Source organism: Xanthomonas sacchari (assembly GCF_040529065.1).
Classification (GTDB): Bacteria; Pseudomonadota; Gammaproteobacteria; order Xanthomonadales; family Xanthomonadaceae; genus Xanthomonas_A; species Xanthomonas_A sacchari.
In genome coordinates this window covers 2,565,361-2,585,469 of the sequence record NZ_CP132343.1, presented here as the reverse complement: position 1 = coordinate 2,585,469, position 20,109 = coordinate 2,565,361, and the positions used below count along the sequence as shown (strand labels likewise).

The 20,109-nt window shown below is 70.0% G+C and carries 16 protein-coding genes; 11 read left to right on the top strand and 5 right to left on the bottom strand.

The genetic code is table 11. From position 1 onward, the window contains the following. Positions 1-56: 56 nt before the first annotated feature. The 4 genes from trxB (at position 57) to infA (ending at position 3,323) form a co-directional block, all read left to right on the top strand. Positions 57-1,025 (top strand): thioredoxin-disulfide reductase, encoded by a 969-nt coding sequence (gene trxB / locus RAB71_RS10950; protein WP_010341722.1) that lies wholly within the window; start codon positions 57-59, stop codon positions 1,023-1,025. A gap of 102 nt (positions 1,026-1,127) precedes the next feature. Then, complete coding sequence (locus RAB71_RS10945) at positions 1,128-2,252, top strand: GNAT family N-acetyltransferase (protein ID WP_010341723.1); 1,125 nt, start codon at positions 1,128-1,130, stop codon at positions 2,250-2,252. Positions 2,253-2,274: 22 nt separating this feature from the next. After that, on the top strand, positions 2,275-3,012 hold the full coding sequence (aat, locus tag RAB71_RS10940; protein WP_010341724.1) for a leucyl/phenylalanyl-tRNA--protein transferase: 738 nt from the start codon (positions 2,275-2,277) through the stop codon (positions 3,010-3,012). Positions 3,013-3,104: 92 nt separating this feature from the next. Further along, positions 3,105-3,323 carry a translation initiation factor IF-1 gene (gene infA, locus RAB71_RS10935; protein WP_004425677.1) on the top strand — a complete coding sequence of 73 codons (219 nt, stop codon included), beginning with the start codon at positions 3,105-3,107 and terminating at the stop codon, positions 3,321-3,323. A gap of 130 nt (positions 3,324-3,453) precedes the next feature. On the opposite strand, the gene clpA is transcribed toward infA, so the two are convergent. Both clpA and clpS read right to left on the bottom strand, forming a co-directional pair. After that, positions 3,454-5,736: an ATP-dependent Clp protease ATP-binding subunit ClpA gene (gene clpA / locus RAB71_RS10930; protein WP_010341727.1), complete on the bottom strand. Its 2,283-nt coding sequence runs from the start codon at positions 5,734-5,736 to the stop codon at positions 3,454-3,456. A gap of 123 nt (positions 5,737-5,859) precedes the next feature. Then, positions 5,860-6,180 carry an ATP-dependent Clp protease adapter ClpS gene (gene clpS / locus RAB71_RS10925; protein ID WP_010341728.1) on the bottom strand — a complete coding sequence of 107 codons (321 nt, stop codon included), beginning with the start codon at positions 6,178-6,180 and terminating at the stop codon, positions 5,860-5,862. Positions 6,181-6,256: 76 nt separating this feature from the next. Here clpS and RAB71_RS10920 point away from each other — a divergent pair, with 76 nt between their 5' ends. The 6 genes from RAB71_RS10920 to RAB71_RS10895 all read left to right on the top strand — a co-directional run bounded on the left by RAB71_RS10920 (position 6,257) and on the right by RAB71_RS10895 (position 10,738). After that, on the top strand, positions 6,257-6,760 hold the full coding sequence (locus RAB71_RS10920) for a hypothetical protein (RefSeq protein ID WP_010341729.1): 504 nt from the start codon (positions 6,257-6,259) through the stop codon (positions 6,758-6,760). After that, on the top strand, positions 6,760-7,218 hold the full coding sequence (locus tag RAB71_RS10915; RefSeq protein ID WP_010341730.1) for an NUDIX hydrolase: 459 nt from the start codon (positions 6,760-6,762) through the stop codon (positions 7,216-7,218). Before RAB71_RS10920 ends, RAB71_RS10915 begins: the two co-directional genes overlap by 1 nt. Next, positions 7,215-8,357 carry a tRNA 2-thiouridine(34) synthase MnmA gene (gene mnmA, locus RAB71_RS10910; protein WP_010341731.1) on the top strand — a complete coding sequence of 381 codons (1,143 nt, stop codon included), beginning with the start codon at positions 7,215-7,217 and terminating at the stop codon, positions 8,355-8,357. Before RAB71_RS10915 ends, mnmA begins: the two co-directional genes overlap by 4 nt. Further along, on the top strand, positions 8,354-8,968 hold the full coding sequence (hflD, locus tag RAB71_RS10905) for a high frequency lysogenization protein HflD (protein WP_010341733.1): 615 nt from the start codon (positions 8,354-8,356) through the stop codon (positions 8,966-8,968). Before mnmA ends, hflD begins: the two co-directional genes overlap by 4 nt. Positions 8,969-9,117: 149 nt before the next feature. Further along, positions 9,118-10,308 (top strand): methyl-accepting chemotaxis protein, encoded by a 1,191-nt coding sequence (locus RAB71_RS10900; protein WP_010341735.1) that lies wholly within the window; start codon positions 9,118-9,120, stop codon positions 10,306-10,308. Between the two features lie 130 nt (positions 10,309-10,438). Then, positions 10,439-10,738 carry a hypothetical protein gene (locus tag RAB71_RS10895; protein ID WP_010341737.1) on the top strand — a complete coding sequence of 100 codons (300 nt, stop codon included), beginning with the start codon at positions 10,439-10,441 and terminating at the stop codon, positions 10,736-10,738. Between the two features lie 696 nt (positions 10,739-11,434). On the opposite strand, the gene RAB71_RS10890 is transcribed toward RAB71_RS10895, so the two are convergent. The 3 genes from RAB71_RS10890 to RAB71_RS10880 form a co-directional block, all read right to left on the bottom strand. Next, complete coding sequence (locus RAB71_RS10890) at positions 11,435-12,754, bottom strand: AAA-associated domain-containing protein (protein WP_010341738.1); 1,320 nt, start codon at positions 12,752-12,754, stop codon at positions 11,435-11,437. A 16-nt stretch (positions 12,755-12,770) separates the two neighbouring features. Beyond that, entirely contained in the window at positions 12,771-14,528 is a 1,758-nt protein-coding gene (locus tag RAB71_RS10885; protein WP_010341739.1) for an ABC transporter permease subunit, read from the bottom strand. A gap of 525 nt (positions 14,529-15,053) precedes the next feature. After that, complete coding sequence (locus RAB71_RS10880) at positions 15,054-17,843, bottom strand: bifunctional diguanylate cyclase/phosphodiesterase (protein WP_010341740.1); 2,790 nt, start codon at positions 17,841-17,843, stop codon at positions 15,054-15,056. Positions 17,844-18,006: 163 nt separating this feature from the next. On the opposite strand from RAB71_RS10880, the gene RAB71_RS10875 reads away from it, so the two are divergent. Continuing rightward, positions 18,007-20,109, top strand: a complete 2,103-nt coding sequence (locus tag RAB71_RS10875) for a PAS domain S-box protein (RefSeq protein ID WP_234006568.1) — start codon at positions 18,007-18,009, stop codon at positions 20,107-20,109.

Sequence of the window (20,109 nt, the reverse complement as noted above, 5' to 3'; positions counted from 1 at the left end):
CGGAACCCGCGCAATGCCGCGTTTCCGCCGCCATTTCACCCTGTTCGCGAGTATACATGAGCCCCTCTGCCGCCAATTCCGCCAAGCATTCCCGCCTGCTGATCCTGGGTTCCGGCCCGGCCGGCTGGACCGCCGCGGTCTACGCCGCGCGCGCCAACCTCAAGCCGGTGGTGATCACCGGCCTGCAGCAGGGCGGCCAGCTGATGACCACCACCGAGGTCGACAACTGGCCCGGCGACCCCCACGGCCTGATGGGCCCGGACCTGATGGCGCGCATGCAGGCGCATGCCGAGCGCTTCGAGACCGAGGTGATCTTCGACCACATCCACACCGCCGACCTGTCGCAGCGCCCGTTCCGGCTCAGCGGCGACAGCGGCGACTACACCTGCGACGCACTGATCATCGCCACCGGCGCCACCGCCAAGTACCTGGGCATTCCCTCGGAAGAGGCGTTCAAGGGCCGCGGCGTGTCCGCCTGCGCCACCTGCGACGGCTTCTTCTACAAGGACCAGGACGTGGTCGTGGTCGGCGGCGGCAACACCGCCGTGGAAGAGGCGCTGTACCTGTCCAACATCGCCCGCAAGGTCTACCTGGTGCACCGCCGCGACACCCTGCGCGCGGAAAAGATCATGCAGGACAAGCTGTTCGCCAAGGTCGCCGCCGGCAAGATCGAGACCGTCTGGCATCACCAGGTGGACGAGGTGCTGGGCAACGAGGCCGGCGTCACCGGCGTGCGGGTCAAGTCGGTGCAGGACGGCAGCACCCGCGACCTGGAGGCGCACGGCTTCTTCGTCGCCATCGGCCATCACCCGAACACCCAACTGTTCGACGGCCAGTTGGCCATGCACAACGGCTACCTGGAGATCCGCTCCGGCCTCGGCGGCGCCGCCACCGAGACCTCGGTGCCGGGCGTGTTCGCCGCCGGCGACGTCGCCGACCAGCACTACCGCCAGGCGATCACCTCGGCCGGCTTCGGCTGCATGGCCGCGCTGGACGCCGAGCGCTATCTGGACAAGGGTGCCTGAGTCCATTCTCGACCTGAGCTGCCGGCGCATGGCCGGCAGTCGGCGCGCGCCCGCCAACACAACCGGCCGTCGGGTCGCCTTTCTGCTGCGGCGGCCGGGGCGATGAGTCGGATCCGCTGGCTGCGCCAGCTCGACACGGTCGCCACCGCCGACTGGGACGCCCTGCACGACGGCCGCAATCCGTTCGTGGCCCACGCCTTTCTGGCCGGCCTGGAGCAGCACGGCTGTCTGCGCCCGGACTGGGGCTGGAGTCCGCTGCATCTCACCGTGTGGGACGGCGAGGCGCTGGTCGCGGCGGCGCCCGGCTACGTCAAAAGCAACTCGCACGGCGAATTCGTGTTCGACCACGCCTGGGCGCATGCCTACGCGCGCTATGGCCAGGACTATTTCCCCAAGTGGCTGTGTGCGGTGCCGTACTCGCCGGTGACCGGGCCGCGCCTGCTGGCGCGCGACCTGGCGGCGCAGCAGGAACTGCTCGCGGCCATGCAGGCGCTGACCGAGCGCACCGGCCTGTCCTCGGCCCACGTCAACTTCCACCGTGCCGACGAGGACGCCGCGTTCGGCGCCGAATGGCTGGAACGCAACGACGTGCAGTACCAGTGGCACAACGAGGCCGGCTGGACCGGGTTCGACGATTACCTGGGCGCGATGGACCACAAGCACCGCAAGAACATTCGCCAGGAGCGGGCCAAGGTGCAGCGCGCCGGGATCGGCTTTCGCGTGCTGCACGGCGACGAGGCCAGCGCCGCCGACCTGCAGGCGATGTACGGGTTCTACCTGCGCACCTTCGACGACTACGGTAATTCGCCAGCGTTGACCCTGGACTTCTTCTCGCACCTTGCACAAACAATGCCGCGCAACCTGTTGATCTTCCTCGCCATGCACGAGGGCGTGCCGGTGGCCGGGGCGTTCTGTCTGCGCGGCGGCGACACCCTGTACGGCCGCTACTGGGGCGGCGACGCCCTGCCCGGCCTGCACTTCGAGACCTGCTACTACCAGGGCATCGAGTACTGCCTGCGCGAGGGCCTGACCCGATTCGAGCCGGGCGCGCAGGGCCAGCACAAGATCGCCCGCGGCTTCCTGCCGCGGCTGGTGCGCAGCCGCCACTGGATCGCCGACCCCGGCTTCCGTGTGCCGCTGGCCGACTGGTGCGCGCAGGAGCGCGCCGAGGTGCGCCAGCACGCGGCGGCACTGCAGCGCCACTCGCCGTTCCGCCACGACGCCTGAGGCATCGGCTACGCTGCCGGCGATGCGTCGTCTCCCTGCCCTGCTCGCGGCCGATCCCGCCGCCCCGTTCCCACCGCCGTCCAGCGCCCTGCGCGAGCCGGACGGGCTGCTCGCGATCGGCGGCGACCTGTCGCCAACCCGCCTGCTCGCCGCCTATGCGCAGGGCATCTTCCCCTGGTACTCCGACGGCGAGCCGATCCTGTGGTGGAGCCCGGACCCGCGTACTGTGTTCCGCAGCGACGGCGTGCGCCTGTCCTCGCGCTTCCGCCGCAGCCTGCGGCGCTCGCCGTGGACGGTGCACGCCGACACCGCCTTCGCCGCCGTCATCGACGCCTGCGCGCAACTCCCGCGCCGCGGCCAGGACGGCACCTGGATCACCGCGCCGATGCGCGCCGCCTACCTGGCCCTGCACCAGGCCGGCCATGCGCATTCGGTGGAGGTGTTCAACGGCGACGAGTTGGTCGGCGGCATCTACGGGGTGGCGCGCGGGCGCATGTTCTTCGGCGAGAGCATGTTCAGCGCCCGCAGTGGCGGCTCCAAGGTGGCGCTGGCGGCGCTGGCGCGGCGCCTGCACGGCTGGGGCTGGCCGCTGATCGACGCGCAGGTGGAGAACGACCACCTGCTGAGCCTGGGCGCCGAGCGCTGGCCGCGCCCGCGCTTCCTGGAGGCCATCGGCCCGCTGGTGGCGGCACCGGCCGAGATCGGGCCGTGGACGTCGCAGTTCGGCACCCTGGCGGCCGCGGAACTGGCCCAGGGCTGAGCGGGATTAACGCAAACTTTGCATGGCGCGGCGCAGGCGGGTAAAATCCTCGCTCTTCAGGCCTTTGGCCGTTCCGAATCGCACAGGATTACATGTCGAAAGACGACTCCATCGAATTCGAAGGCACCGTCAGCGAGACGTTGCCCAATACCACGTTCCGGGTCAAGCTGGAAAACGGGCACGAAATCATCGCCCACATCTCCGGCCGCATGCGCAAGAACTACATCCGCATCCTGACCGGCGACCGGGTGAAGGTCGAAATGACCCCGTACGACCTGACCAAGGGTCGCATCACCTACCGCATGAAGTAATCCGCCACGGGCGGACATGAAGAAGGCGGCCACTGGCCGCCTTTCGCGTCTGCAACGGTGGAACGACGGTGACCTCGCCAGGCGGCTGCAGCCTCTGCAGCCGCCTTTCGTCGTGCCTGTCGGCCCGGCCTCAGTCCACCGTGGCCGGCAGCAGGCGCTCCGGCTCGGCCTGGGTCTCCACCACCAGTTCGCCGTCGCGCACGTCGATGGTGACGCGGCCGCCGTTGACCAGCTTGCCGAACAGCAGTTCGTCGGCCAACGGGCGCTTGACCTTGTCCTGGATCACCCGCGCCATCGGCCGCGCGCCCATCAGCGGGTCGAAGCCGTGCTGGGCCAGCCAGTCGCGCGCGGTCGGGGTCGCCGACAGCGACACGTGCTTCTCCTGCAGCAGCATCTCCAGCTCGATCACGAACTTGTCGACCACGCGCAGGATGTGGCTGAAGGCCAGCGGCTGGAACTGCACCACCGCGTCCAGGCGGTTGCGGAACTCCGGGGTGAAGCTGCGGCGGATGATCTCCATCGCATCGGTGGAGTGGTCCTGCTGGGTGAAACCGATCGAGCGCCGCGAGGCCTGGGTGGCACCGGCATTGGTGGTCATCACCAGGATCACGTTCTTGAAGTTCGCCTCGCGCCCGTTGGTGTCGGTGAGCACGCCGCGGTCCATGACCTGCAACAGGATGTTGAAGATGTCCGGATGCGCCTTCTCCACCTCGTCCAGCAGCAGCACGCAGTGCGGCGTCTTGACGATCTTCTCGGTCAACAGGCCGCCCTGGTCGAAGCCGACGTAGCCCGGGGGCGCACCGATCAGGCGACTGATCGAATGCGGCTCCATGTACTCGGACATGTCGAAGCGCACCAGTTCGATGCCCAGCTGCAGCGCCAGCTGCTTGGTGACCTCGGTCTTGCCCACGCCGGTGGGACCGGCGAACAGGAAGTTGCCGATCGGCTTCTCCGGATTGCCCAGGCCCGAGCGCGCCAGCTTGATCGACGAGGACAGCGTCTCGATCGCCGGATCCTGGCCGAAGATCACCATCTTCAGGTTGCGCTCCAGGTGCTGCAGCACGTCCTTGTCGGTGGCGCTGACCTGCTTGGCCGGGATCCGCGCCATCTTGGCGACGATGGTCTCGATCTCCTCGATGTCGATCAGTTCCTTGCGCTGGCCTTCCGGCAGCAGCCGCTGGCGCGCGCCGGCCTCGTCGATCACGTCGATCGCCTTGTCCGGCAGCAGCCGGTCGCCGATGTGCTTGACCGACAGGTCCACCGCCGCCTGCAGCGCGTCGTCGGCGTAGGTCACGCCGTGGTGCGCCTCGTACTTGGGCTTGAGGCCCTGCAGGATCTCGAAGGTCTCGCCCACGGTCGGCTCGACGATGTCGATCTTCTGGAAGCGCCGCGCCAGGGCGCGGTCCTTCTCGAAGATGCCGCGGTACTCCTGGAACGTGGTCGAGCCGATGCAGCGCAGCTCGCCCGAGGACAGCGCCGGCTTGATCAGGTTGGACGCGTCCATGGTGCCGCCGGAGGCGGAACCGGCGCCGATGATGGTGTGGATCTCGTCGATGAACAGCACCGCGTTGGGCACCTTCTTCAGCGAGGTCAGCACGCCCTTCAGGCGCTTCTCGAAGTCGCCGCGGTACTTGGTGCCGGCGACCAGTGCGCCCAGGTCGAGCGAGAAGATCACCGCGTCGGCCAGCACCTCGGGCACGCTGCCCTCGACGATGCGCTTGGCCAGGCCCTCGGCGATGGCGGTCTTGCCCACGCCGGCCTCGCCCACATACAGCGGGTTGTTCTTGCGGCGGCGGCACAGCACCTGGATGGTGCGCTCGATCTCGTCGGCGCGGCCCACCAGCGGGTCGATGCGGCCGTTGCGGGCCTGTTCGTTCAGGTTGGTGGCGTACTCGGCCAGGGCATCGCCCTTCGGTTCGCCCTCGCCCGCCTCGCCCTTGGGCTCGCCGTCGCTCGGCGCGGCCTGCTCGCCGTCCTCGCCCATCTTGGCGATGCCATGGGACAGGTAATTGACGATGTCCAGGCGGGTGATGTCCTGCTGATTCAGGAAATACACCGCATGCGAGTCCTTCTCGCCGAAGATCGCCACCAGCACGTTGGCGCCGCTGACCTCCTTCTTGCCGGAGGACTGCACGTGGTAGACCGCCCGCTGCAGCACCCGCTGGAAGCCCAGGGTGGGCTGGGTGTCGCGGCCGTCGTCCTCGGCCAACCGGGCCACCGAGGCTTCGATGGCCTGCTCCAGGTCGCTGCGCAGGCGGTCGACGTCGGCGCCGCAGGCCTTGAGCACGGCCTGGGCGGAGGGATTGTCGAGCAGCGCCAACAGCAGGTGCTCCACCGTCATGAACTCATGACGGGCTTCCCTGGCGCGCTTGTAGCACTGGCCGATGGTCTGCTCGAGATCTTTGCTGAACATGGTGTACTCCGACGTCTGTTGCCGACAATATGTGGCTTGAGTTGCGAATTTCCACAACCCTATCGGATCAGTGTGTTCACACCGCGTTAGTCCGGGCAAACCGGTGACCGACGCCTCCCACTATCAGGCTTTTTCCATCGTGCACAACAGGGGGTGCTGGTTCATCCGCGAGAACTCGTTCACCTGAGCCACCTTGGATTCAGCCACCTCGCGGGTATAGACCCCGCACACCCCGCGGCCGCGGGTATGCACGTGCAGCATCACCTGGGTGGCGCGCTCCAGGTCCAGGGAAAAGAACTGCTGCAACACGGTCACCACGAAGTCCATCGGGGTGTAGTCGTCGTTCAGCAGCAGCACCTGATACATGGGCGGGCGGGCGACCTCCGGCTTGCCGGTCTCCACCATGACGCCATGATCGTGCTCGGGGGAATTCTTGCGGGGCATCCGCCCATTATATACGGGGCCTGCCGGCCCGGATTGGACGATCGCTGGCCTTGCCCGCACAATTCCCCTCCTTTCGATGGCGCTGCGCATGCATTCGACGATGTTCCCCAAGGTTCCGCTGCTCGCCGTGCTGCTCGCCGCCGCCCTGCCGGCGGCCGCCGAGCCGCCGGATGCGGCGCTGGGCAAGCGGCTGCAGGCGCTGGGCTACGACGTGCAGGCCGACCAGGACGGCGACTACCAGGTGCTGTTCGGCCTGCGCGACCACGGCCAGGAGCGCAAGCAGCTCACCTACGTGCGCTCGCCGGTGGAGACCTTCGGCAGCTACCGCATCCGCGAGGTCTGGTCGCCGGCCTACCAGGCGCAGGGCGACAGCCTGCCCGCCAAGGTCGCCAACCGGCTGCTGGAAGACGCGCAGTCGGACATCCTCGGCGGCTGGGTGCGCCAGGGCGGTACCGCCGTCTTCGTGGTCAAGCTGCCCGCCGATGCCGACGATACGGCGCTGCGCGAGGCGCTGGAGGCCGCCGCGCGCGGCGCCGACGCGATGGACGCCGAACTCAACGGCGGCAAGGATCTGTTCTGATGACGGCGATCGCCGAGCCCTGGCAGCCGGATGTGACCGTGGCCACGGTGGTGGTGCGCGATGGGCGGCTGCTGCAGGTCGAGGAAGCGATCGCCGGTGCGCTGGTGCTGAACCAGCCGGCCGGTCACCTGGAACCGGACGAGAGCCTGATCGAGGCCGCGGTGCGCGAAACGCTGGAGGAAACCGGCTGGCAGGTGCAGCCGACCGCCTTCATCGGCGCCTACCAGTGGAAGGCCGACAACGGCCGCCACTACCTGCGCTTCGCCTTCGCCGCCGACCCGGTCGCGCACGATGCGCAGCGGCCGCTGGACACCGGCATCGTACGCGCGCTGTGGATGACCCCGGCCGAGCTGGAGGCCGCCGCGCCGCGCTGGCGCAGCCCGCTGGTGTGGCAGGTGGTGGCCGACTACCTGGCCGGGCGCCGCTACCCGCTGGACCTGTTGCGGCAGGTGGCATGAGCGGCGCAGCGGTCATGGTCGGGGTTTCCGGCGGCGTGGATTCGTCGGTGGCGGCCTGGCAACTGGTCCAGCAGGGCGCGGCGGTGTCCGGTCTGTTCATGCAGAACTGGGCCGACGACGGCAGCGGCGACTGCCGCGCCGACGACGACCGCCGCGATGCGGTGGCGGTGTGCGGGCGGCTCGGCATCCCGTTCCATTTCCGCGATTTCTCGCAGGAATACTGGCAAGGCGTGTTCGCGCACTTCCTGGCCGAGTACGCCGCCGGGCGCACGCCCAATCCGGACGTGCTGTGCAACCGCGAGGTCAAGTTCAAGCATTTCCTGGACGCGGCGCGGGAACTCGGCGCCGAGCGCATCGCCACCGGCCACTACGCGCGGGTGGACTGCGTCGGCGGCCGCTGGCGGCTGCTGCGCGGGCTGGACCGCAACAAGGACCAGAGCTATTTCCTGCACCAGCTGGGCCAGGCGCAACTGGCCGCGACCCTGTTCCCGGTCGGCGAACTGCCCAAGGAGCAGGTGCGCCGCATCGCCCGCGAGGCCGGCCTGCCGACCCACGCCAAGAAGGATTCCACCGGCATCTGCTTCATCGGCGAACGCGATTTCCGCGAGTTCCTGGGCCGCTACCTGCCGGCCCGGCGCGGCGAGATCCGCGACCCGCACGAGCAGATCGTGGCCGAGCACCCGGGGGTGTTCTACTTCACCCTCGGCCAGCGCGAGGGCCTGAACATCGGCGGGGTGCGCGGCCGCGCCGCGGCGCCGTGGTACGTGGTCGGCAAGGACGTCGCCCGCAATGTGCTGTACGTCGACCAGGACCGCGACAGCCCGTACCTGATGGCCAACTGGCTGCAGTCCGAAGCCGCCCACTGGATCGCCGGCGCACCACCGGCGCGACGGTTCGACTGCACCGCGCAGACCCGCTACCGCCAGGCCGACGAGCCCTGCACGGTCGAGGTCGGCGACGACGGCACCCTCTCGGTCCGCTTCGCGCGCCCGCAACGCGCCGTCACCCCCGGACAGTCGCTGGTGCTGTACCAGGGCGAGCAATGCCTGGGCGGCGCCGTGATCGCCACCACCGATGCCCCGCTGGAGCGCCGCCTGGCGCAGCAGGCCAACGCCGTACACGAGGACTCCATTCGATGACCGATTCCATGGACGCGCGCATGCTGGCGCTGGCGGGCCTGGCCCAGGCCCTGCAGCAGGTGCGGCGCATCGCCGAGACCGGCCAGTCGGAGGCGTCGCTGGTGCGCACCCTGCTCGACAGCGTGTTCCGCATCGACGCGCCCAGCCCCGAAGCGGTCTACGGCCGCCGTGCCGACCTGGCGCCGGGCCTGCGCCTGCTGCACAACTACTTCCGCAACCAGGGTCAGGACGAGGTGCTGCCGCGGCTGGCGATGGCGGTGATCCAGCTGGAGCGGCGCTTTGCCGGCGATGCGGAGACCGACGCCAAGGTCGATGCCGGCCTGGCCCGGATCGCACCGCTGCTGGAGCGCCATGGCGACAGCACCCATCCGGAGGTGATCACCGCACTGGGCCAGCTCTATGCCGACACCATCAGCCACCTGCGCCCACGGGTGATGGTGCAAGGCAATCCGCATTACCTGGGCCAGGCCGGGGTGGTGGCGGAGATTCGCGCCCTGCTGCTGGCGGCGGTCCGCGCGGCGGTGCTGTGGCGGCAGATGGGCGGCAGCCTGTGGGACTTCCTGCTGGCCAAGCGGCGCATGCGCGAGGCCGTGGACCGCGCGCTGCGCTGAGCCCGGAGGCGGGAGGGCGCGGGCCGCCGCGCCCGTTCTGCGACGCCGATCCTGCGAAAGGAGGCAGGTTTCGACGATCCGGCGATGACGCTGCTAAAGACCCGGGGGGGACGGCCGATACAGCAATCGTGAATCTGCCGAGAACTTCCATGTACTCACGCCTCCTGATCCGTCTGGCCGCCCCGCTCGCCCTGACGCTGCTGTTCCCCATCGCCGCCGGTTTCGACTGGCCGGCCCCGGTCCGTTGGGCCATCCTCACCACCATGACGCTGAGCTGGCTCGGCTTCGCCGGCTGGACCGCGTACAGCCAGAGCCGGCGCTCGCCCGAGCAGGCCAAGGTCATGCGCGAGCAGGACCACCTGCTGACCGAGCTGCGCAGCTTCGTCGGCAACGAGATCGAGGGCTCCCGCTCCGAGATCGAACGCGCCCGCGAACTGATCCGCCAGGCGGTCAGCGGCCTGGGTGGCAGCTTCGAGGCGATGAACCGCAAGTCGCGGCAGCAGAGCGTGGCGCTGGCCCGCATCGTCGACCGCGCCGGCGAAGACGGCGGCGCCGGGGTGGACGTGGCCCGCTTCGCCCAGCATGCCAGCCAGCGCATGGAGCAGCTGGTCGAGGCGCTGGAACAGGTCAGCGGCCAGAGCAGCACCACGGTGCACTACATCGACGACATGTCCCAGCACCTGGACGGCATCTTCGCCCTGCTGGAGGACGTCAAGTCGATCGCCGACCAGACCAACCTGCTGGCGCTGAACGCGGCGATCGAAGCGGCGCGCGCCGGTGAGGCGGGCCGCGGCTTCGCGGTGGTGGCCGACGAGGTGCGCAACCTGTCCGAGCGCTCGACCACCTTCAACGAGCAGATCCGCAAGCTGGCGCACAGCTCCAAGGACGCCATCGCCAAGGTTCGCGAGACGGTCTCGAACATGGCCTCGCGCGACATGGACCGCTCCCGCGAAGCGCGGGCCGAGGCCGCGGCGATGCTGGACAACGTGGCTGCGATCAACCACTCGCTGGGCGACGGCATGCGCGAGATCTCCGAGTGCGGCCGCGCCATCGACAGCAGCGTCGCCGAAGCCGTGCGCGCCCTGCAGTTCGAGGACATCGCGACCCAGGCCCTGGGCGGCGTGCACACCCACCTGGACCGCCTGACCGCGATCAACCGCGAGGCCGTGGCGCTGCAGGAACTGCTGCATCGCAATGGCGGCGTGTTCGACCACGAACTGCTCGACGCCCTGCAGCGGGTCGGCAACCGCCTGCGCGACATGCGCGTGGAGTGGGAGCGTCCGCCGCACAAGCCGGTGGCGCAGCAGAGCATGGGCGCCGGCACGGTCGAGTTGTTCTAAGTCCGTCTTGTCGCGCTCCACGCCATGAACCGACGAGTCCCCGGCCCCTGCCGGGGCTTGTCGTCTCTGCCCTTCCCGTCCGGCCCCGTCGATGTCGATGCATCTCCAGTCCCTGTCCCGAGTTGCGGCCATGTCCTGCGATGAAAGCAGCAGCGTGCACGTGCCTGCGTCCGAGCCGGTGGCCGATCCCGGCATCCGGCCGGCGGCCGCACCGCGCCAGCCCGGCCACGCCCTGCGACGGCTGGAGACGCTGGCCCAGGCCGAATTGCGGCAATTGCTGAGCGCGCGCGCGCCGGCACCGCAGGACGCGCGCATCGCCGACCCGGTCTGGGCCGGCCTGGCCTGGGACATGGGCCTGAACGGCAGCGCAGTCGCTGCCGCCGGGACGCCGGCGCCGCTGGTGCACTTCCCGCTCTACGACGGCGACTGAGTCGACGCGGCGGCGGCGCTGGCATCGCGCGGTGCCTGATGTGGCAGCGCGTTCGGGGCCCCGCGCTAGAGAGCGACCCGGGCCCATCTCTCGATTTCGCTTGGTGCAGGAGGCCGCGTGGGCCATGCACGTTGCACGTCTGTGGGAGCGGCTTCAGCCGCGACAGGCGGTATCGGGAATGCCCCCGTCGCGGCTGAAGCCGCTCCTACGCGAGCAAGAAGCGCCCAACAGGCCGCGGAAAAGCCGAGCCGTACGGCTTCTCAATCGCCACAAGCTAGCGACACGTTCCTGGCCGCCGCATGCAGTCGGGACTGAAGTCCCTCCCACAACGGCTCCGATCGGATCGCGACATCGTTGCTGGAAAGGCGCATTCGGCGGCGAGCTAAGACACATTGACCGATCGACGTCGCATCCAGGCGCGCGCCTGAACCCTTCTCCCGATCGCGAGCGCCCGGCCGTGGGAAAGCGTCACTGTGGGAGCGACTTCAGTCGCGACGCGCGATGCCGTCCGGCGCTTCGATGCGCCTGCAGTCGGGACTGAAGTCCCTCCCACAAACGACTCCGATCAGATCCCAACATCGTTGCTGCAAAGCGCATTGGGCGGCGAGCAAGCTCATGCCTGACGCCGTTCCTGCAATGTTGGCCGTCCGGTCGCGGCTGAAGCCGCTCCTACGCGAGGCTGTGCAGCTCGCTTGGTCAGCTCGGATTCTCCAGCGAGAACAGGTCCGCCTGCTTGTCGTAGGCGAAGTACTCGGCGTAGCGCGCCCAGCTGGTGACCGCCTGCACCGTCTCCGCCGCATAGGCCTCGGACATGTGGTCTTCCAGTTCGTCGCGGAAACGGCGCGCCGGTGCGTGATGCGCTGGGCGTTCGTCGAGCACGCGGCGGATGTGCGCGGCCAGCGGCACGTAGGTGGCCAGGTGCTGGGCGAACAGTTGCTTGCGCGCGTCGGTCCCAAGTTCGGCGAAGCGCTGCCCGGCTGGGGTCAGCTGCAGGTCGCCCTGTTCGAAGACGGCGAATCGCAGCAGTTGCAGGGTCTCGGCGATCGGGAACAGTTCGTCCACTTCCAGCTGCAGGCCGGCCGCCAGCGGCGGCAGGTCGGCGCGGCCGTGGTAGGGCTCGGCCGCCACCGCCTCGATCAGGCCGGCCAGCAGGTTGCTCGACACGCGCGGCAGGACCATGGCGATGCCGCTGCCCGGAAACACGCCCTCGCGGGTCTGCGGCCGCTGCGGGCTGGCGGTCATGCGCGCGTAGATGTCGTCGACCAGGGCGCGGAACGCCGGTGCCAGGCGGTTGCGCGGCTGCGGCAGGGTCACCTCGATCTCGCCGATCACCCGCCCCGGATTGGCGCCGAAGATGACGATGCGGTCGCACATCAGCACCGCCTCTTCGATGTTGTGGGTGACCATCAGGATCGATTCGATCGGCATGCGCCCTTCCGACCACAGGTCCAGCAGGTCGGTGCGCAGGGTCTCGGCGGTCAGCACATCCAGCGCCGAGAACGGCTCGTCCATCAGCAGCAGCTTCGGCCGCACCACCAGCGCCCGCGCCAGGCCCACGCGCTGGCGCATGCCGCCGGACAGTTCCTTCGGGTAGGCGCCCTCGTAACCGTCCAGGCCGATCAGGTCGATCGCCGCCAGCGCACGCCGGCGGCGTTCGTCGGCGGCTACGCCGCGCGCTTCCAGGCCCACTTCCACGTTCTGCAGCACGGTCAGCCACGGGAACAGGGCGAAGCTCTGGAACACCATGGCGATGTCGTCGGCGACCTGGCCGGGCGCGGCGTCGCGGAAGGCGATGCTGCCGGCGCTGGGCTGCAGCAACCCGGCGATGGCGCGCAGCAGGGTCGACTTGCCCGAGCCGGAACGGCCGAGCAGGCCGACGATCTGCCCCGAGTGCAGGGTCAGGTCGACATCCTCCAGCACCACCAGCGGCGTCGCCCCACCCTTGTCGTAGGTCTTGCGCACGCCCTGCACGCGGACCAGCGGGGCGCGTTCGGGCACGCTTGCGGAATAGCTCATGGTCGGTCTCCAGGAATCAGTCGAAACGCAGGCGGCGTTCGGCGAACACGTACAGGCGTCGCCAGACCGCGCGGTTGAAGAGGGTCACGAACAGCGACATCACCGCCACACCGAGCAGGACCCGCGGGCCGTCGCCGGCGGCGGTGGCGCGGGCGATGTAGGCGCCCAGGCCGTAGGCCTGCACCTGGGTGTGGCCCCAACTGGCCAGCTCGGCCACGATGCTGGCGTTCCAGGAGCCGCCCGACGCGGTCAGCGCGCCGGTGATGTAGTAGGGGAAGATGCCGGGCAGGATCACCCGCCGCCACCAGGTCCACGAACGCAGGTGGTAGATGGTCGCGGCCTCGCGCAGATCGGTGGGGAACGCGCTGGCGCCGGCGATCACGTTGAACAGGATGTACCACTGGGTGCCGAGGATCATCAGCGGCGACAGCCAGATGTTGGGATCGGCGCCGGTGCTGACGATGGCCAGCACCGCGAACGGGAACAGCACGTTGGCCGGGAACGCGGCCAGGAACTGCGCCAGCGGCTGCACCCGCTGCGCCACCTTCGGCCGCAGCCCGATCCACACGCCGATCGGCACCCACACCAGGCTGGCCAGGGCGATCAGCACCACCACCCGCAGCAGCGTGGCCAGGCCACCGCCGAAGGCCTCGGCCAGGTCGTGCAGGCCCAGGTGGCGGCGGCCGTAGTCGTAGGCAAACCAGGCCGCGGCCGCGCCGGCCAGCGCCAGCGCCGCGCTCCACAGCCGGTCGCCCCACACCCCGCTGCGGCCGGGTGCCTGCGGCGCGGCCTGCAGTTGCGGCTGGCGCCGCGGCGTCCAGCGCACCAGCATGGCGCGCTGCCAGACCCAGGCCAGCGGTGCGACCAGGCGCTTGGCCAGGCGCGTGCGCCGCAGCAGGTCGTACAGCCACGACTGCGGCTTGTCCTGCGAGGCGGTCAGCTCGGCGCGGAACTTGTCCGACCAGGCCACGATCGGGCGGAACAGCAACTGGTCGTACAGCGCGATCAGCACCGCCATCGCCACCACTGCCCAGCCGACCGCGGCGAAGTTGCGCTGGGCGATCGCCAGCGCCAGGTACGAGCCGATGCCGGGCAGTTCCAGGGTGTGGTCGCCGACGCTGATCGCCTCGGAGGCGACCACGAAGAACCAGCCGCCGGACATGGACATCATCATGTTCCAGATCAACGAGGGCGTGGCGTACGGCGCCTCCAGCCGCCAGAAGCGCTGCCAGGCGCTGAGCCCGAAACCGCGCGACACCTCGTCCAGGTCGCGCGGCACGTTGCGCAGCGACTGATAGAACGAGAACGCCATGTTCCAGGCCTGGCTGGTGAAGATGGCGAAGATCGAAGCCAGTTCGGCACCGATCTGCCGACCGGGGAACAGGCCCAGGAAGAAGGTGACGGTGAAGGTGAGAAAGCCCAGCACCGGCACCGACTGCAGGATGTCCAGCGCCGGCACGATCACCCGCTCGGCGCGGCGGCTCTTGGCGGCCAGGGTCGCCACCACGAAGGTGAACACCAGCGAGGCGGCCATCGCCGCGAACATGCGCAAGGTGGTGCGCAGGCCGTATTCGGGCAATTGCCACAGGTCCAGCGACACCGCATCGGTGCCGGCCGGCGGCAACGGCGCGCGCATGTCGGCAGCGCCGTGCAGCAGCAGCGCCCCCAGCCCCAGCAGCAGCGCGAACACCGCAAGGTCGTGCAGGTTGGGCAGCACGCCGGGGCGTGCGGCGAGCTGTCCGGGCGCGGTGCGGTCGCGAGCGAATGGCAGCATGGGAAGATCCGGCAGGAGCGGCAGCGGGCGCCGCAGGAAAAAGGACGCTGGCGCGGGTCGCGGAGCGGACCGCCCAGTGTGACCGGGGAAGATGTACGGCGTGCGTCAGCCGCTGCCGGCTGCGCGGGCGTCGCCAGGCGATGTGGCGCAGGCAGGACGTCGCCACCGTGCGCGGCTGGGCCGCGATGTCAGGTGGATCGGGAACGATGGCGATGGCAGGCGCATGGGCGGCTCCGACGACGGGCAACGCCAGGGGCTACGCTCGGAGTCCTCGCGGATCGGGCTTGCGCACTCTCGGAATCAAGGCCAGCGCCGCAAGGGGCTGGCGAACGATCCCGTCCTGAGCGGACGGGACCCATCTGGGACGACCCAGACCGTGGCGGTCCTGTCAGCTCTGTCGCTGCAGCGTCGGTCTAGGATGACTGTCCAAGGAAGGTGGCCTCTGGCCGGGAAACGATGGGCGCGCGCAGTATAGCCAGCTGCTGCGCCGCCGCAAGTCGGCACGGCGCACGCAGCGCCGCGCATTCACTGCGCAGCCAGCACCAGCCGTGGATGCGTGGCCGGCGCCACCTGCTGGCGCGCGCGCAACCAGGCGGCCAGCTCGCGCGGCGGCAGCGGCCGCGCGTGCAGGTAGCCCTGGATCTCGTCGCAGCCCTGCTCGCGCAGCAGCGCCTCTTCCTGCACCGTCTCCACGCCCTCGGCTACCACCTGCATGCCGAGCGCGTGGCCGAGCTGCACGATCGCCTGGGTGACCTTGGCGGTGCCGCTGTCGTGCAGCATGTCCTGCACGAAACTGCGGTCGATCTTCAGGCGCTGCACCGGGAAGCGGTTGAGGTAATGCAGGTTGGAGAAGCCGGTTCCGAAATCGTCGACCGCCAGCAGCACGCCTTCCTGTTCGAACAGTTCGAAGCAACGGCGCAGCGACTCGCTGTCGCGGATCAGCGCCGATTCGGTCAGTTCCAGTTCCAGCCGCTTCGGCGACCAGCCGTTGCGCTGGCACAGCTCGATCACCCGCTCGGCGAAGCCGCGGTCGCGCAACTGCATCGCCGAGACGTTCACCGAGACCCGGTCGAAGCTCAGCCCCGCCGCATCCCAGGCCGCGGCCTGGCGGCAGGCCTCGCCGATCACCCAGTCGCCCAGGCGCACGATCTCGCCGCATTCCTCGGCGATGGGAATGAACTCGGCCGGGTTGCAGTGGCCGTGGCCGGGGCGGTGCCAGCGCAGCAGCGCTTCAACCGCCGGCGCGCGCTCGCCCGCCGCATGCACCAGCGGCTGATACACCAGCGAGAACTCCTCGCGGTCCAGCGCGCCGTGCAGCGCATGCTCGATCTCCAGGCGCCGCTGCGCGCGCAGCAGCACGTCCTGGCTGTAGTAGTGGCAGGTGTTGCGCCCAGATTCCTTGGCCGCGTACATCGCCGCATCGGCCGCGCGCAGCAGGCCGTCGAAGTCCTGGCGCCCCTCCTCCATCAGCGCAATGCCGATGCTGGCGCCGATCTTGATCACGTTCTCGCCGCTGTGCAGCGGCTCGGCCAGCGCCGCGATCAGCTTGCGCGCCACGTGCCCGGCGTCGCCCGGCTCGGCCAGGTCGCGCAGCACCACCACGAACTCGTCGCCGCTGAAACGGCCGAACAGGTCGCTGGTGCGCAGTTGCTGATGCATGCGGGTGGCCGCCAGCTTCAGCAGCGCGTCGCCGGTGGCGTGGCCGAAGGAATCGTTGATGCTCTTGAAGCCGTCCAGGTCGACGAACAGCATCGCCAGCGTGGTGCCGCGCTCCACCGCCTCGTGCATCGCCTTCTCGGCCTGCTCGCGCAGCAGTTGCCGGTTCGGCAGGCCGGTCAGCAGGTCGTAGTGGGCCAGCAGCTCGATGCGCTCGCTGGCCTCGCGTTCGCGGGTGATGTCGCGGAACAGCACCACGAAGCGCGGCGGCAGGCCGTCGCGTTCGTCCAGCTCGACCAGCACCTGCACCCAGATGCGCTGCCCGGAGGGCCGGTGGAAGCACAGGTCCAGTTGCTCGGGCAGGCCGCCCTCGGCGATGCGCACCAGCGCCGACTCGAAGGCATCGCGCGAGTCCTGGGTGTACAGCGCCAGCGCGTGGTCCAGATCGATGGCCTCCTTGCGCAGGCCATGGATGCGGTAGCACTCCTCGGTCCACTGCATGCGCCGGGTGCCGACCTCGATCTCGCAGCCGCCGATCTTGCCCAGCGCCGAGACCCGGTTGAGCAGCTCGGTGCGCCAGCGGATCAGCGCGTCGGTCTGGCGCTGTTCGGTGATGTTCTGCACTTGGCCGAGCACGCGCTGGATGCGGCCGTCGGCCTCCACCTGCGGCTGCGCCCACACCCGCAGGTGCAACGGCGACTCACCGCCGCGCACCAGCTCGACCTCGAAGTTGGCCGGCTTGGCCTCGCGCGCCATGCGCCGCCATACCGAAATCAGCTGCGCCATCGAATCGCGGCTGAGCAGGCGCAGCCAGCCGCGGCTGCTCGGCGCCTGCTGTTCGTCCAGGCCGGTGACGCGCAGGAACTCGCGCGAGCACCACACCCGGTCGCGCAGCGGGTCCCAGGACCAGCTGCCCATGCGGGTCATGCGCTGCGCCTCGCGCAGCAGGGTCTGCTGGTCGCGCAGGCGCTGCTCGAGCAGCTTCTGCTCGTGGATGTCGGTGTGCGTGCCGATCATGCGCAGCGGGCTGCCGTCGGCGGTGCGCGCCACGATGCGGCCGCGGTCCAGGATCCAGTGCCATTGCCCGTCCTGCCGGCGCAGGCGGAACTCGCACATATAGGTTTCGGTGCGGCCCTCGAAATGCGCGCGGATCGCCTGGCGCAGGCGCTCCTGATCGTCGCCGTGGACCAGCGGCAGCAGCGCGTTCAGGCCATCGGCCGGGGCATCGCCCGCGTAGCCGAGCATCCGCTTCCAGCGCTCGGAGCGGAAGATGGTGTCGCTGGGGATGTCCCAGTCCCACAGGCCGTGCTCGGCGCTGTCCAGGGCGATCTCCCAGCGGGTGGCGCCGTCGCTGCCGACCGGTTCGGGCACGCTGAGGGTATAGGCCAGCAGGCCGCCGCTGTCGTCGCGGACTGCACGCAGCCAGCCGTCCAGGCGCCGCCCGGCGGTGCCGGGCAAGGCGCAGGCGAGCATGGTCTCGCCGCCGAGCAGGCGCTCGCGGGCCGCACGCAACAGCTCGGCATACGCCTCCACGGTGCGCGGCAACTCCAGTGCCTGCGCTGCCCGGTTCGCCGCCAGCGGCCTGCCATCGGCGTCCAACAGGACGAGCGCCGAGGTGAGCGGGTGCTGCAGCAAGCTTGCGATGACGCCTTGATCCACGCCGAGATACTCCGTTTCGCCGCCCTGAAGGCCAGCGGTCGAAGGTGATAACGGCACCCGGAGGCATTAATTGAGCGCCGGCAGCGCCCGGCGATGGGCCGCGGCGGCCTTCAACGGCTAAGATGTCCGCCGGACACGGACCACCGCAGCAGGCTGCCGGGGCATGCAACCACAACGCGACAGTTCCCTGCTCCCCCAGGCGACCTCCGGCATGCGCCTGGCGCAGCGCCTGGACCGCGGCATCTGGCGGGTGGTGCTGCTGTACGTCCTGCTGGGGCTGGCGCTGTCGATCGGCAGCGATCTGGTTTTGGCGCATTTCGTAGACGATCCCGGCACGTTGATCGTCCTGCAGCTGGCCAACGACGCCCTGTTCCTGGCCCTGACCGCGGTCGCCCTGTACTACCTGCTGCGCCCGCTGGTGCGCGCCGCGGTGCAGGCGCACACGCGGCTGGCGCTGTCGGAGGCCGGCTACCGGCAGATGTTCCACGCCAATCCCAGCCCGATGCTGGTCTACGACCTGGAAAGCCTGCGCATCCTCGACGTGAACCCCGCCGCGGTCGCCTTCTTCGGCTGGTCGCACGACGAGTTCGTCGGCCTGGAGCTGGCCCGGCTGTGGCCGCCCAGCGCCAGCGCCCGCCTAGCCGAGGTGATCGAGACGATCCGCCAGACCCCGTCCAAGACCTGCGTGGTGGCCGAGCCGCTGCGCCTGCGCGACGGCACCCAGTGCATGGCCGAGGCGCGCAGCACCAGCCTGGACTACCACGGCCGACAGGCGCGGCTGGTGGTCATCAGCGACCGCAGCGCCGAGTACGACGCGCAGCGCCGCCGCGACCAGGCCCTGCAGCATCTGCAGGAGGCGCAGTCGATCGCGCGGCTGGGCTCCTGGCAACTGGACCGGGCCAGCGGCCTGGGCAGCTATTCCGAGCAGGTCTACCGCATGCTCGGCCGGCGCGTGCCGGACCAGCCGCGCCAGCACCGCCTGGAAGAACTGCTGGTCCCGCCCGACGTGGCCTCGCAGGCGCGCATCCAGCGGGTGATCGAGGACCTGTGCGGCAGCGCGCCGCTGCAACTGGACATGCTGCTGCCGGTGCTGGCCGCCGACGGCCAGGCGCGCATGCTGCACCTGCGCGCCGAATCGTCCAGCGACGACGAAGGCGGCGCCTGCGTGCACGGCACCCTGCAGGACGTGACCGAGCACGAGCGCTCGCGGCGCCTGCTGCACGAGCGCGAGGAGCAGTTCCGCGAACTGGTGCGGGTGCTGCCGGATGGCGTGGCGATCCTGCACCAGGAGCACGTGCTGTACGCCAACGCCGCCTGCGCCGGGCAGTTCGGCTTCGAGGGCGAGAACCTGCTCGGCGAGCCGCTGCAGGGCCTGGTCGACAGCGCCGACCTGGCGCTGGTGCGGCAGCGGATGGGCGCGGCGGGCGCCAAGGGCGAACGCGGCGCCACCGCGCGCATGTGCCGCCGCGACGGCTCGCTGTTCCACGCCGGGCTGTCGTTCGGCAACGTCCGCTACAGCGGCCGCGACTGCAAGCTGATGATCGTGCGCGACCTCAGCGAACCGGAGCGCATGCGCGACGCGCTGGCGCAGAGCAACCGCGAACTGCAGGCGATGGCGCGGCGCCTGTTCTCGCTGCAGGAAGACGAGCGCCGGGCGATCTCGCGCGACCTGCACGACGACATCGGCCAGGCGATCACCGCGATGAAGCTGTCCGCGCACGCGGCGCTGGACGAGACCGACGCCGAGCGCCGCCGCGAGGACCTGAGCGAGATCGTGCAACTGGCCGACAGCAGCATCACCAAGCTGCGCAACCTCTCCACCCTGCTGCGTCCGCCGCAACTGGACGCGCTGGGCCTGGAGGCGGCGCTGCGCTGGCAGGCCGGCATGCTGTTCCGCGCCTCGCCGGTGCGCCTGCAGCTGGACATCGCCGCCCTGCCCGAGCGCCCCAGCGGCGAGGTCGAACAGGCCTGTTTCCGCATCGCCCAGGAGAGCCTGACCAACGTGCTGCGCCATGCCAGCGCCGGCGAGGTGCGGATGACCCTCGGCGACGAGGAACGCCAGCGCCTGCGCCTGGAAGTGGTCGACGACGGCGACGGCTTCGATCCAGCCGGGCCGCGCGGCCTGGGCCTGATCGTGATGCGCGAGCGCGCGCAGAGCGCCGGCGGTACCCTGCAGATCGACACCGCCCCCGGCGCCGGCACCCGGGTGACGCTGTGCCTGCCCTACACCACCGCGGCACCGCCGTCGCCCCCGCCTGGAACCTGA